The following is a 13,528-nucleotide window of genomic DNA, read 5'->3' as shown; positions in this document are numbered from 1 at the left end:
ATCAGCAGATTCGTGATCGTGATGATGCACACGAGGGGCGGCTGCGCCATCTGACGACGCTGGAGGAGTCTGTACAAGAAATCCGACGGTACGTACCGCTTGTCCTCGAAGATCGCATCGATCTCGTCCAGAACGAGGATGAGGAATTTGCTTCCCTGGGTCGTCTTCCAGATCTTCTCGAAGATGCCGTCCAGACCCGCGACGGTCGGTTCCTTCGTGTCCGTGAGCTGGAAGAGGATCTGGTTCGCGGCGGAAAACAGGGATCGGCACTCCTTCAGGTTGACGATGACGGTTCGCAGGTCCGGAAACTGGGCCTCCGCCTCCTTGACGACCTGCTTCACCAGCGTGGACTTCCCCGTTCCCGGCGGACCGTACACTTGGACCAGGGCGGGAAGGTAGCCCGTGCCCGCATCCGCGGTGAGGTCGACGAGCTGCCTGAACTGATCCTCCCGACCTACGGTCGGACTGGAGATCATCGAGCTGTCGAGCAACGCCTTGTTTTGGAACACGGGGGCCGAGCCGCTCTCCCGCTTCCGGGCGAACATCTCCGCGACGGTTGTCGGATGTCCCGGAGGTGGTCGCTTTGAGACTTCCATGCGCAACGCAACATATGGTGATGCATAAAAAGGGTCCCCATGGAGGTGTGCGAAAGTAAACGTTTCATGGGAGATTTCGCCACCTCAGCCCGAAGGCGGACGTTGCGCCTCGCAGCGTTCCGCTGACGCTCCGCTCAGGTCCGCCGCTGGCCCACGTGCGCAGGCCAGAGTCCGTGGACGATCCCGCGGGGACGGTCGACCGGCTGCGGCGGTAGTCCATGGGCGCGTTCGCCTCCGACGCGAAGCCTGCGGCACACGGGCGGCCCGTCCACGTGTCCCGGCATCAGGAAATCTCGAAGCCGGGATCGAAGAGGCTCACCATGGCGTGGAGGAAGTCCAGGGTGCTCGGGATGTCCGTGCGGTAGTTGATGTTCGTGGACTTGCACTTCGTGTCGCCGTGGGAGACCGTGGTCACTTGGTACAGCCGGCCCGTGGCGGCGTCGGCCACGAACGTCGGCCCTCCGGAGTCCCCGTAGCACGTCCCCCCGTTCCCGGTGCGGTTGTTCTGGGACATGTAGAGCCAGGCCTCGTGGAGGTTCATGTAGCTGGAGTACGAGAGGGCACGGTACCCGCTGACCACGAGGCTCTCGTTGTCCCCGTACCCGACGTTGATGAAGCGCGTGCTCTGGATGACGCCACTCGCCCGCAGGGCGTCAAGGTAGCCCTCCGGGGCGAGCGTCGTGTAGCCCACGCTGGTCACGCCATCCGAGAGGATGAGCACGCCCGTGTCGTGGGGGTCCGAGGTGGGTCCCCAGTGATAGTCGGGGTTGGGAATCGCTGCGACGACCGCGTGACGATCCGCCCCCGCGGCAAGGAAGTTCGTCGCGAAGCTGACGAAGACGACGCCCAGAGGGACGTACGCTTCGAGAGGCAACGCGCAATGTCCGGCCGTCAGGAACACGTGCGGAGACACGAGGCTGCCCGAACAGAATTCGGAGACATTCCCGCCGCCGTAGTCCAGGACGATGGCCCCGACGTAGGGATGGGCGTTTCCGTCCAGGATGCCCCACGTGATGGCCCGCGCGGGGGCGGGGCTCAGGGAGAGCCCAAGGGCGAAGACGATGGCCACGACGAGCAGCGTGCGGCGGACGACACGAAGACGGTTCACCTGCATTCCTCCATCGCCCGGGAGGGGCGGGGAGGGTCCTAAGGCTTTCGTCCTCCGCGGAGTACCTGCAGACGGCCTTGGCATCGGACCCAGGCTTGGGGGCGTTCCTGACCACGTACAACGAATGACGTCTCGATCGCACGAATCGAGCACTTGGGATGCACCTGTCGCGGCAGTAGAAGCGCTCGAAACGGGTCACGCACTCCTGCGCCCGGCCAAAGGTGGGCAAGCCCTGGATCCCGATCGGGTGCGGGGCGAAATGGAACAACCCGTCGATTCCTTTAATCGCACGTACAACGATGAGGTGGCGGGGGAGGCTTGTGTCGAGCCCGTCCGACATAGATCGACTCATCGGCGAGTGGAGGGCCTGGTACCGAGCGGAGATTGCCCAGCAGCGGGGGCCCGTGGGACGTTTATGGGCGGGGCTCTGGAATTTCACCCGTTCCTCGATGCGGTCCGAGGTTCACCAGGACTGGACCCTCGTGCGGCACTACGCGGATCGGGCCTTCGCGCGGATGGCAGCGCCGCCCTCGGGCGGCCCGCCCGCACCTCCCCCGATTCCGGGCCAGACCGGTTCGGCGGCAGGAAGCGCGACCGGGCCGGAATCGCTCGTCACGGTGGCCAAGATCATGACCTATCTGGACGCGGCCAGCGAGGAACCGAACTTCGCCCGGGCGTGGATCTACGTGAACTCCGCGGATGCGCTCCTTCCCCTCGTCGTGCCTGACGAGGACATCTGGTCGTGCGAGCAGAGACTCGGCCTCTGGGACACTAGTCTCCCGAAGCCCCTTGCGGATCGTCTTACCAGCTCGCCCCAGGCGCAGCGGGTCCAGGAGATCTTGGATATCCTGCATCCGAAGCCGGCCCCGCAGGCCCAGGGCCACGCGGGCACACCGCCGCCCCCACCTCCGCCCCCGCCGCCATCTCCGCCGGTCAGCGAGATCCGGAAGGCGGTGCACGAGAAGATGCAGGTCCGCGCCCAGTGCTGGAACGAGGCCAACCACCAGGTCGTGTTCACGGGCAACCTGTGGCTCTGGGCGGGCTTCGGGGTCTTGATCGCCCTAGGCATTTCGATCACCATCGCCGAGTGGATCGTCGCATCGAACCCGACCACGCAGTGGATGCGGTTTCATTTCGTGGGCGCCGCCTTCCTCGGCCTCTTTGGGGGCGCCCTCAGTGCCTACCTCGGAGCGAGAGACGTCGTCATCAGCATCCCGCGGTACCAGCTCATCGTGATCCACACCGCATTGCGAATGCTAATCGGGGCGGCCGGAGCGTTCGTCGTGATCACGGCCGCGTTGGCCCTTCCCCTAGGATCGCTCTCGACGCTCGTGGGCACGAATCCGTTCGCCTTCGTCCTCGCAGGGATCGCGGCGGGATTCTCCGAACGGTTGTTCGTGGACACGCTCGAGAAGGCCGCGAAGAATCTCGGCACGATCTCCAGCGTGGGGGACCTCGCGCCGGCAGGCAAGGGCGGCTAGGGCTCTTACTGGGGTCGGACCCCCCCACTGCAGGCGGTGTCCCATCAGGATGACCTTCCTTCTTGCCCGCGTCTCCGCGACGTGAAGCATCGTTGCCCCTGGTGTCTGGGAGCGACCTGCCCCTCAGAATCCCTGCGCGGGGGCCGCACAGAGAACGCGACGAACCCGAGTCCCACTGACTTCTTCACCGTCCGGATGGACCTGACGGCGCCTAGGGATTTCGGCGCTTCGAGCTCCGAGCTTGGTCCCGACCCTTCCTTCCGACCACGATGATTTCCTCGCTCCGCCGGTCGTTGAATCGACCGAACTGGACGTTCCCGTGTGTCTTCACGTGCAAGAACCCCGCCTTCCGCATCAGCTCCTTCAGCCGCTGCGCCGGGATGATGCGGTAGTCGACCGAGTCGACCTCGAACGTCGGCTTCCCATCGAGCTCCAGAAAGGAGAGGACGTGGAAACGCACCCGGGTTCGGTGGAAGTCCAGCACGTAGATGAAGAGCCTGCGGTCTCCGTTGGGCTCCTTGTGGAAGTGCATCGGGAAAATCCGCCTCCCCTCGCGGACCCACTTGGGCAGGTTCCGGATCTGGACGACGAGGATGCCGTGGTCCCGGAGTACAGTATGCATGCTTCGAAGCGCCGCGAGGATTCCTCGCTCCGTCAACTCGTGGTCCAGAGAGTTCCCCCAGCAGACGACGCAGTCGAACGTCCGGTCGAAGGCCTCGCGGAGTCGCTTGAAATCGGCTCGGACGAAGGCCACCTCGGCCCCCGCTGCGGCTGCATTCCTTCGGGCTCGGCGGATCATTTCCCGGCTGACGTCGCTGCCCGTGGCCTCGATGCCCCTCTGCGCGAATCGGATGACGTGCTGTCCCGTTCCGCACGAGCAGTCGAGCACGGACGTCACGTGGTGCGCCTCGAAGAGCCGGACAAAGAAGGGCAAGACCTGATCGTATCGTGCGTCCGACACGAGTAGGTCGTATTTGCCGGCGAATCGGTCGTAGAACCGCATCGCGGAGTTGGGTCTCACCTTCATCGCCCGCCTTGCGGCGATCCGAGGGCCTAGCTAGGATTCGCTACCCACGGATGGAGCCGAAGGGGCATAGCCTTTCTGGCACGGCGACGACCGGTTGGGCACCGCGGATAGCCCCGCATGGAACGTAGGGTATGTACGCAAGCCCGAAGCCGCGGCAGCTCGTTCCCGGGCGTTAGGTTCGCACCGCGGACGGAGGCGGGGGACTTGGCGTACAGGAATCGACGTGTGTGGCGTTCGACGTGGGCGTGTCTCGCCATCCTCGTCGGGTTAGCGTTGCTCTTCCCGATGTCGATGGCCTCCCTGGCGATCCCGACAAGCTACAAGATTCCGGGGATTCCCTTGTACCAGCAGATCGACGCATCGGGATGCGGAGCCGCATCCCTCCAAATGGTGTTCGCCCACTACGGTCCGTTCATCGATCAGATGGAGATCTACGATGCCGCGCGGACCCACGGGACGACCCTCCCCGACCTGGCGCGGGCGGCCCAGTTCAGCAACCTGAGCACGACCGTGGGCGACCGGTTCGAGAAGGGGGAGACGACGGGGTACCAGGAGCGTTCCCTCGGCTACGCAGGCTTCTTCTACGCCTCCACGGCGCCCTGGCTCGACCAGCTCAAGGCGATCGTGGCCCAGGGCTATCCCGTGATCGTGCTCGTCCACTGGCTCCCCGGGACGACGAAGACGGACCTGGCGTTCCACTATCGGGTCGTCATCGGCTATGACGACGCCAAGGGAGTCCTGATGATGCTCGACCCCTGGTCGCGGCAGTTCAAGAACGACATGAACTACCAGGGATCCTCGTCCGGCTTCGCGGGGGGAAAGGCGTGGGACACGAACTTCGGCTCGTTCAACATGACGTACGCGGACTTCCTGACCACATGGAACGCCTCGACCACGATCTGGGGGGTCCCGGGCTTGGCGTACGGAGGCGTGCTGGTCACCCCCTGGCAGGTGCAGCTAACCACCACCCCCGCGTCCGTCTCGCCAGGGGCGACGGCGACGATCTCCGCAACGATCACGTACCCCGTGCTGGCCCCGTTTGGGTCCGGCCCGTTCCCAACGTTCCCCGCGTCGGGGGTGCAGGCCACCCTCGGGGTCGGGAACGGAGCGGTCGTCGTGGGCGGTCCTACGGCGGCATTGGGAAGCCTCTCCGCGGGTCAGAGCGTGAGCGTGGCCTGGACGGTCCACGCGGGGGCCACGGCGGGCTCTGTCCCTGTCCTCGTCACGGCCTCCGGCCTCGTGTCGGGATCGCTCGGCCCGTGGGGGGACTGGCCGGCCTACAGCTATACGGACCAGATCGGCGGCACGGCCATGGGTAGCCTTTCGATCGGAGGATGAGGGACCTCGTCCATCGAGACCTCGGCCGCGGGCACCTCGAATCGATGAGCCCTCGCCGAAGACGGTGGGCCGGCCCGAGAACGTCGACGTCGAGTTCGCGCCCCGGACTGCGTCGCCGCGTGTGCAACGACCTTGTATCCGCCCGGCCATGCCGGTCTCGCTCGACAGGGGGAGAGAATGCCACACGCCGTGTGTGCGGGCCCTCGTCCAGGAGCCCCTTCCTCCGGACCAGGTACGTCCCGCCGTGGCTCGACGTCCGCGGCTTGGACGGGCGCTTCACGAGCTCGCTCGCCTTTTCTACGTCCAACGACGCCGGGTGGAAGGCGAAGTGTCTCGCTTTTCGATCGGTGTCGTGTCGCGCTCGCGACTTAACAGCTCTCCGAAACGCAATCCGGAGCGCTAATATTAAATATATATCCACCTATTAGTGTCGCAATGCCCCGATACCGGATCCAGGGAAGGCTTCTCAAGTTGAGCGGCGACGAACTTATCGTCGACGTGCGGCACATTGAACCCGTCGATCTTGGGTTCATAAGCTTGCGAGGGACGAGCCTCGCTGCGGAACCGGATTCATGGGCCAACCTTGCATACGCTGGACCTGCCGTCGATGAGCTGAGGACCGATGGCAAGCTTCGCCGGATCAAGCCAGATGGGGAAATCGATGGGCGTATTCGCGCCGGAAAACCGTCTCGGGAACTCCTCGACTTCGTGCACAGCTTCCCACGATCGGTGACAGACGAGCAGGTCTGGAGGTCTGCACAGGCAAAGTTCCCAAGACGGGGCGTTCGGCTTTCATCGGTTCGAAAGTGGCGCATGAAGCCTGGACCGTGATATTGTTTCCAAGAATGAGAGCACCCTCCGAGATTTAATATACTAATATCGTAATAGCTATCCAACATGCAAAACGAAACGTCGCCAGGAATCGCGAACGGGAGAGAACGTACAGCCGAATGCCGAACAGGGGTTTTGACGGATGCCAAGGACTCGGCAGGGGTCGCGGCCGTCACGCCGAATCCCGAGGGACGGGCATGACCGCGGAACCTTCGATGCGGGCGGACCGCATCCAAGAAGACCCTCGGCAGCACGAATCGCTAGAAGACTGGAGCCGGGAACCTCCTGAGGCCTTGACGCAGACCTACTCTGCGATGCTGAAGGGGGCGAAGGCGCTGACGAAGGAGCTGCGAGAGCTGGCCGAGCCGGACACGCCTCTGCAGGACGAGGTCACACGCATAGGCAAGTTGGTCGAGCGGCATCTTCTGGAGGAACTGCGGGCACGCTTGGGCCTGAGGGCCTCTGCCCCCGGGATGCGCTGCAAGTACAGGCACCCCATCGTACCGGGAGAGACGAGGTGTCGGTACCATCACCCGGCTGCGGTCGGGGCTCGGGGGGTGGCCTGAGATGGCGGCGCCAGATCCCCAGATGTACCAGCCCGGATTCGTGGGGACGCTCGAGAAAGCGAGCGTCCTTTACTTCACTCAAATCATGACCCAGCTGGGGCGCATCAAGGAGAACTACTACCGGCTGCACCGGGACTTCAAGGAGTTGTTCCCGGAGCAACGGCACGCAATCTCGCGAGCGATGCGGGCGGACTGGGACTTGCTTCGTGTTTCTGCGAAGAACTTCTCCAATCTCTCCGGCTACCCCTTCGAGAGGAGGCTCAGAGAAGCCACGGAACGTCTGGACGGCGAATACCGGTTGAGGATACAACGGACGAACGCGAAGTACGCCGACGACCCCTCCACACTCCAGTGCAAGGTCAAGAACCTGCACCAATGGAAGGAGGACAGGCTCATCTTAGCATACATGGAGGAAGCGGAGCGAGCCCTCATCAAGGCGGGCACTCTATTCTCGACACTCTATGCGGGCATGGACCTCTTGGAGGACTTCAAGCGCGATATCATCGCAGGCAGCCGCCCAACCGACCTAGGACCCATTCCGAACGAGAAAGTCAAGCACGCGCGGGGGCGGTTGCAATGATGTTCCCGATGGATGACTTCCTCACAAAAGCCATCGACTTGATGAGGAGCATGGACGCTATTACGGACTCGCCCGAATTTAGGAACCGAGTGCGGAAGGCGACCGGGCAAGCCGTTCGGCTCGCGGGAATCGCAGATGCACAAGGCAACCCCACTCAAGCGTTCCTCGATGAGCTTCAGCAGGCCGGGGTGTCTCCGGACGATGAGTGGGCGCGATTCAGGATGGCTCTGCCTCGTTTGTATGCGGCCTACCCGGAACTCCGGAAGTTCAGTTGCTGCATCCAGTGCTCCGCCGAGGTGTCCACGGCAATCCTCGAATTCATCAGTGCCCTCGATGACCTCGAGGCGGAACCATGAGGAGCGGCAAGGCTGAGGAGCCGGACCTCAGCCAACCCATGGTGGCGTGGCGACGGTTGAAGCTCACCAAGCCTCCCCGAAGGCGGGGTGCCCGACACCCGAAGGGGAAGAAGCCCGAGCCGCGGGGCCGGCAGCGGAAGTTCAAGCCTCTCCCCGGCGGCGGACTTGTCCGCAATCCCGGGTATCACGACCGGCGGGACAAGCGGCGCCGGCAGCGCGAGAAGCAACTCGACCGGGTCGATGACGCCGATCCCGGCCACGAGCGGGGAAACCGAGTGGTGTTGGGGTGAGGACGTGACCGATGAAGATGATAGGAAAGGCGCGGGCGAGGCCAAGATTTGGGTCGGCTCCCAGCTGCCCGACAAGATCCGCCAGTTCTGCGAGCGGTTGGAGAAATACGGCCAAGCCCTCGAGGGCGTTCGAGACCCTGACCCCAAGAAAGAGGCGCAGAAGGTCACGCTCCTCGAATTGGAGCTGTTCGTGTCCCAGACGTTCGTGGGCGAGGCGGAGTCGGACTGCATCCTGCGCTACATTGCCGAAGTGAAGCGAAAGCCGTTCGAGGACCGGCCTAGCGTGGCTCCGGACGGTACGGTCCACCGGGTCCGGTACGACATGTCGTTCAACTCGCCGGTCGTCCGGGACAAGTTCTATACGGTGCTGTTCAACGAGCTCCGGAAGCACCGGCTCAAGATGGACCAAATCTCTGCTCTCGCCTATGCCATCGGCTCGTGGAGGCAACATGGCGAGGACAAGCAATCTCCCAAGCGACCTTCGGGCGGAAGGTGGGTGCAGATATGACCGAGGTGCTCGGGGATCCACCCGAGGGTGGGGTGTGTCCGAAGTGCGGGAAGGAGTGGGACGTCTACCACCAGCTCGAACGCATCCTGATGCCCGTGTTGACCTCCGGGTCGGTGCTCTGCCTGATTACCGGCGACAAGGGCAGCGGCAAGACGTGGTTCTCGCAGTGGCTCGAGTGCGCGCTCGTGAAGATGCCGCACACGGACTGGCACTGCATATCCAACGTGGTGTACGGGACGTTCAAGGGGATGCGGAACCACCAGCCGCAGGACGACCCCGAGGCCATCCCCGAGTACGACCGACTCGTCAGCCCCCACGAGAAGGTGCACTTCGCGAACACCTTGGCGGACGCGTTCCGCATCGAGAGCGAGCTGATGTGGGCCGCGTACCAACGGGGGCGCCGCATCCACGTCTTCATGGTCCTCGACGAAGGTCCCGTGACCGGGCTCGGAAGCCTCGCCACGCAGACGTCCATCTACGAGGAGCGGTCCCAGAACCTGTATAAGACCATCACCCTGTCGCGGAAGATCTCCACCAGCCTCTGCATCATCGGGATTTCCGAGAAGCTGCTGAGCCCGAAGCTGCGGTCCGCCGAGGATGTCGGAGGCATCGGCCTTTGCCGCGTCGTCTTCAGCAAGTGGGCGAACGACATCGAGGCCGTCGCACAACAGTCCCGAGACGACGGCCGCTACGACCATCCCTACGACATCGACGGCATTCCCACGAAGGAACTCGTCGCGGTCTTCGTGAAGGACGACCCGAATTTCCTGCCGAGCCTCCTCGCGGTCGGCACGAGCAGCTTCACCCGGCGGACGGAGGACCTGAAACCCGGCGAGACGAACTACGACTCGTTCAGCATCGCAGGCTTCACCACGGGCGAGATTGGAGGAGAGCCCTTCTCGCTGGACGACCTCATCGTGCAGCTCAGCGACCTCCACAGTTCGGAGATTCCCGAAGCGATGTATCGGTACTTCCACCCGGGAGAGCAGGAGTCGAGTGGAGGCCAGCGGGACGGGGTCCAAAACGAGCCGGACGATGCTCAACAAGGCGGGACGAGGGCTGGGCCGAGCGAACCCGAACGTGACAAGACGGTCGACGCCGAAATCCAAGAGAGGGCAACCCCGGCCTTCCAGCGACTTCAGGCGGAGGTCGCCAAGGACCGGGTGTCGCTGCAGAGGTTTGGGAAGGTGAGGTATCCTACGCTCGCGGACCTGTATCGCGCCGCCAAAGTGTCCGAGAAGACGTTCTACCGGATGAAGCACCGGCTTGACCTCAGGTACCGGTTCGATGTCCAAGGCGAGGACGGCAGCGACGCATGATTGGCCCCGGCAAGCCCAAACGGCCGTACCGGCGATTGCGAGAGGGGCTGCCCAATCCCGTGGAGGACCCAGAGGTGCGGCGGAAGATCTCATCCGCCCTCACGGCACGGGTGGCCCATGGACTGCCGGTCGGTCGGCCGCACAATGGAGAGAACCAGGACGGTTCTCTGGACCAAGCCGGAACCGATGTTCTGGAAATGAAGGCGAGCGGCTTCAGCATCCGGGAGATTGCAGCGCACGTGGGTTGGTCGAAGACCACCGTCGCTGAGTTCGTCCACCGGCACCTAAGACGGGAATGATATGGAGTTTGGGGCTCAAGTCGCTGCCGCGTCATCTTCAACGGTAACCGGGATCGATCTGCTCACCCTGACAGTTGGTGGGGTACACTGCAAAGGCCTGCGGTTACAGGGAATCCACAACGGGGATTCTTCTCGAATCGGCCCTTCGTGACCTGGGACTTTGCGGGCCGTCCCGTTTCCCACGGGGATCGCCTAGGATTTCCGGGCTCTAACAGACAGTGATTAATCTCAAACCGCTGGACCTGCGCAGCGACCACGACAGGTTCGGATTTCTCTGCCGTTCTTGGTACAGACCACGCTCGTCCGGCTGTCACCGGGAAGTTCCCCGACAGGCCTGTCAGCGATACTCTGACAGGACCGGCGGATGGAGAGAACCAAGACGCGAGTGCAGTGGCGGGGTATGCGGGGTGGCCCGAAACCGCCCCCCGCACGATCGCCGGGGACGCATGCGGAGTCCCGTCCGGCTCGGCCGGTTTCCGCATGGATCCAAGGACGATTCGGGCAGGATTCTGGCCTCATTCTGAACAACCCTGATGGCCGTCCCGGGCCTGCCCGTTTCCCGAGGGCATCCATGCGGAGGAACAAACGGATCGTATCGGGTGTGATGGCATGCGTGATCATGGGATTGCTCGTCCTCGGGAGTGCGCTGCTCCTTCCGGTCGTGGCCGCGCATCCGGGCGGAGGCGATGGTCCTGCGTCCGAGCGAGGCATCCGAGCCGTCTACACGGAGACGAACGCCGCGGCGGGGAACGCCATTGTCTGGTACGCCCGGGCCCGCGACGGTCAGCTGTCGTGGAAGGGGACCGTGTCCGCGGGAGGCCTAGGGACGGACAGCGGGCTGGGGAGCCAGGGAGCCCTCGCGCTGGGGGATGACAACCGCATCCTCGTCGCCGTCGATGCGGGAAGCAACGAACTCTCCGTGTTCCGTGTGAGCCCGGGTGGCTTGACGCTAACCGACGTTGTGGCGTCCGGGGGCATCATGCCCATCAGCGTGACGATCCATGACGACTGGGTCTACGTGGTGAACGCGGGCGGCGAGACCCCGAACATCGCGGGCTTCCGGCTCGACGGCCGGGGCACGCTGTCCGCCATCCCGGGATCCGAGCAGAGCCTGAGCGGGTCGGGACCCGCCCAGATCTCCTTCAACCCCGAGGGGCGGGTCCTCGTCGTGACGGAGAAGACGACGAACTCGATCGACACGTTCACTGTGGACCACCATGGCGTCGCGAGTGGGGCGATCTCCCACGCGTCCAACGGCGCCGTGCCGTTCGGGTTCGCGTTCGACGAGGACGGACACCTGATCGTGAGCGAGGCGGGAGGCGGACCCAACGGGACGTCCGCGCTCTCCTCCTACCAGGTCGGGCACGACGGTAGCCTGACGACGATCAGCGCCTCGATCCCGGACTTCGAGTATGCAGCCTGCTGGGTTGCGGTCACGAACCACGGCCGCTTCGCGTACACGAGCAACGCGCACCCCCCGAGCAACGACCTCTCGAGGTACGAGCTCAGCGACCACGGGCAGCTTGCGCTGGACCAGGAGGTCGCCGCGAAGCCGGGCAACGGCCCGACGGACCTGGGGATCAGCGGGAACGGCAGGTTCCTGTACGTCCTGGATTCGGGGGACGGAGCCCTTGCCGGCTTCCTCATCCACGGGGACGGCACGCTGTCGTCCGTCTCGACCGCCTCGGGACTCCCCGCGAGTGATGTGGGCCTCGTGGCCACGTGAGCCCGAGGGCCGAACCGTGCCCGACCGTCCACCGACGCGCCGGGCACCCCTTTCCTTTCTGCGCCCCACCATGCTCATCCCTGCAGGCCCTATGCCCACCTGCCCCTGAGTGCGGCCTTGAGGCAGCTCCTATGGGATCTCATCGCAGGTACGCGCGGCGGCGTGAACCGCGCCCGGATCATCGTGACGCTTCGCGGGAGGCCCTTCAACGCGCACCGGCTATGCGAGGTCCTCCAGCTCGACGATCGTACCGTGCGGCACCACCTCGACCTGTTCCTGCGAAACGGACTCCTTTCGCGTCCCGCCGGAGACGCCTACGCGGCGCCGTACTTCCTGTCCCCGATCCTCGAGGCGAACTTCGGGGTGTTCGAGGAGGTCTGCGGCCACCTGCTGCAGGACCCGGCGACACCGCGGAAACGAGGGGGCTCTGGCCGTGACCATCCTCGAGACGAGGAGTGATGCCGATGAGTGACGCGTGGACCACGGGCGTGATCGGGGTCGCCGTGCTGAACGTGGTCTTGACGGCCGCCTTGGCCCTCCAGTACGGCCGGATGTACACGCGCACCAAGGCCCCGTTCACCCTGGGACTGATCCTGTTCGCCCTCGCGTTCCTGGCCCAGAACGTTCTCGTGGCCTATGCGTACGCGATGATGATGCCCCTGTTCGGGGTCGCTCTCCTGCCCTACCTGCTCGGCATCGGGGCCTGTGAGGCCGTCGGATTGGCCGCGGTCCTCTGGACCGCGACCCGGTGACTCGCGCGTCTGGGCCGTTCTCCGAAGCGATGTACTCCCGCTGCGTCGCCCGCCATGAGCACCAAGGATGCCCGCAGTGGAGATCGTCCTGCGGCGGGACGGGTCGACCTCCGCTCGAGGCGGGAATTGGAGGGTCCGCGGTCTTCAACGGCTGCGCCCCGAAGTTGGCCGCCGGGAACGGTAGGGCGGGCCCGCATCGCCTTGGGTCGCGATGCGGAGGACCGCCCGTGGATGCCGCGAGTCGCCCGGTTCGCCCGCGAACTCGAATCGCGCTCGGACCTTGGGCGGGTAGACATTCACGGGACGACCTCCCGTGGCCCGTGCGTCGCTCGGGCATGTCCCGAGGGCGCTACCGCTCCGGGGGGCCGAAAAGCCTTCTAGACGAACGGAATCCACCGACCGGGGGCACGGAACGTGACGAGGGCCAAGGATCCGAGAGGATCGAACCGCCGCCTGAGGTGAGGACGTGGTCGACCGAGTGTACAAGGCGGGCGTGCCCGCGCTGAGGAAAGATCTCGAGAGGCTGAGGGAGAGCTTCGCCCAACTGGATTCCCGGACCGATTGGGTCAAGCTGAGGATCGAACCGCTGCTGGACCACGTGAAGTCCCTGGAACGGCTCCTGGTGTCGAGGGAGCATGCGCGGGAATTCTCCCGGTTGACCCGCGGGGTTGCGATGTTTCATTCCGACCTGGTGTACTTCCGCACCAATGTCCAAGCGCTGGAGAAAATTCTCGAGCCCGAAAGGAAAGGT

17 protein-coding genes are annotated in these 13,528 nt (G+C 64.6%); 14 read left to right on the top strand and 3 right to left on the bottom strand.

The window, feature by feature from the left end; translation table 11 throughout:
- Both VEY12_04970 and VEY12_04965 read right to left on the bottom strand, forming a co-directional pair.
- A partial coding sequence (locus VEY12_04970; GenBank protein ID HYM39483.1) for an AAA family ATPase occupies positions 1-596 on the bottom strand: 596 nt, incomplete at its 3' end.
- A 283-nt stretch (positions 597-879) separates the two neighbouring features.
- A complete protein-coding gene (locus VEY12_04965) occupies positions 880-1,704 on the bottom strand; it encodes a trypsin-like serine protease (GenBank protein ID HYM39482.1) in 825 nt (274 codons plus the stop codon).
- Positions 1,705-2,153: 449 nt separating this feature from the next.
- Between VEY12_04965 and VEY12_04960 the strand changes: the two genes are divergently transcribed.
- The gene (locus VEY12_04960) at positions 2,154-3,185 is read left to right on the top strand and encodes a hypothetical protein (protein HYM39481.1); all 1,032 of its coding nucleotides are present in this window, start codon (positions 2,154-2,156) and stop codon (positions 3,183-3,185) included.
- 211 nt (positions 3,186-3,396) lie between these two features.
- Here VEY12_04960 and VEY12_04955 read toward each other — a convergent pair whose 3' ends face one another.
- Complete coding sequence (locus VEY12_04955) at positions 3,397-4,212, bottom strand: class I SAM-dependent methyltransferase (GenBank protein ID HYM39480.1); 816 nt, start codon at positions 4,210-4,212, stop codon at positions 3,397-3,399.
- A 291-nt stretch (positions 4,213-4,503) separates the two neighbouring features.
- Here VEY12_04955 and VEY12_04950 point away from each other — a divergent pair, with 291 nt between their 5' ends.
- The 13 genes from VEY12_04950 to VEY12_04890 form a co-directional block, all read left to right on the top strand.
- On the top strand, positions 4,504-5,550 hold the full coding sequence (locus tag VEY12_04950; GenBank protein HYM39479.1) for a C39 family peptidase: 1,047 nt from the start codon (positions 4,504-4,506) through the stop codon (positions 5,548-5,550).
- Positions 5,551-5,985: 435 nt separating this feature from the next.
- Complete coding sequence (locus VEY12_04945) at positions 5,986-6,381, top strand: hypothetical protein (GenBank protein HYM39478.1); 396 nt, start codon at positions 5,986-5,988, stop codon at positions 6,379-6,381.
- 293 nt (positions 6,382-6,674) lie between these two features.
- The gene (locus tag VEY12_04940) at positions 6,675-6,947 is read left to right on the top strand and encodes a hypothetical protein (GenBank protein HYM39477.1); all 273 of its coding nucleotides are present in this window, start codon (positions 6,675-6,677) and stop codon (positions 6,945-6,947) included.
- Between the two features lies 1 nt (position 6,948).
- The gene (locus VEY12_04935) at positions 6,949-7,527 is read left to right on the top strand and encodes a hypothetical protein (GenBank protein ID HYM39476.1); all 579 of its coding nucleotides are present in this window, start codon (positions 6,949-6,951) and stop codon (positions 7,525-7,527) included.
- Positions 7,524-7,883, top strand: coding sequence for a hypothetical protein (locus tag VEY12_04930; protein ID HYM39475.1), 360 nt, complete (start codon positions 7,524-7,526; stop codon positions 7,881-7,883). Before VEY12_04935 ends, VEY12_04930 begins: the two co-directional genes overlap by 4 nt.
- Positions 7,880-8,173 carry a hypothetical protein gene (locus VEY12_04925; GenBank protein HYM39474.1) on the top strand — a complete coding sequence of 98 codons (294 nt, stop codon included), beginning with the start codon at positions 7,880-7,882 and terminating at the stop codon, positions 8,171-8,173. Before VEY12_04930 ends, VEY12_04925 begins: the two co-directional genes overlap by 4 nt.
- A gap of 4 nt (positions 8,174-8,177) precedes the next feature.
- Positions 8,178-8,681, top strand: coding sequence for a hypothetical protein (locus VEY12_04920; protein HYM39473.1), 504 nt, complete (start codon positions 8,178-8,180; stop codon positions 8,679-8,681).
- Entirely contained in the window at positions 8,678-10,000 is a 1,323-nt protein-coding gene (locus VEY12_04915) for a hypothetical protein (GenBank protein ID HYM39472.1), read from the top strand. The genes VEY12_04920 and VEY12_04915 overlap by 4 nt, the downstream gene beginning before the upstream one ends.
- Positions 9,997-10,299, top strand: coding sequence for a hypothetical protein (locus VEY12_04910; protein HYM39471.1), 303 nt, complete (start codon positions 9,997-9,999; stop codon positions 10,297-10,299). The genes VEY12_04915 and VEY12_04910 overlap by 4 nt, the downstream gene beginning before the upstream one ends.
- A gap of 571 nt (positions 10,300-10,870) precedes the next feature.
- Positions 10,871-12,025 carry a beta-propeller fold lactonase family protein gene (locus VEY12_04905; protein HYM39470.1) on the top strand — a complete coding sequence of 385 codons (1,155 nt, stop codon included), beginning with the start codon at positions 10,871-10,873 and terminating at the stop codon, positions 12,023-12,025.
- 117 nt (positions 12,026-12,142) lie between these two features.
- Positions 12,143-12,484 carry an ArsR family transcriptional regulator gene (locus tag VEY12_04900; GenBank protein ID HYM39469.1) on the top strand — a complete coding sequence of 114 codons (342 nt, stop codon included), beginning with the start codon at positions 12,143-12,145 and terminating at the stop codon, positions 12,482-12,484.
- 5 nt (positions 12,485-12,489) lie between these two features.
- Positions 12,490-12,777, top strand: a complete 288-nt coding sequence (locus VEY12_04895; GenBank protein ID HYM39468.1) for a hypothetical protein — start codon at positions 12,490-12,492, stop codon at positions 12,775-12,777.
- A gap of 466 nt (positions 12,778-13,243) precedes the next feature.
- Positions 13,244-13,528: hypothetical protein (locus VEY12_04890; GenBank protein ID HYM39467.1), on the top strand; the 285-nt coding region annotated here is incomplete at its 3' end.

This window comes from Thermoplasmata archaeon (assembly GCA_035632695.1).
Taxonomy (GTDB): domain Archaea; phylum Thermoplasmatota; class Thermoplasmata; order RBG-16-68-12; family RBG-16-68-12; genus RBG-16-68-12.
Note: the sequence above shows the minus strand (reverse complement) of the source record. Positions and strands in the feature narration are given on the sequence as shown.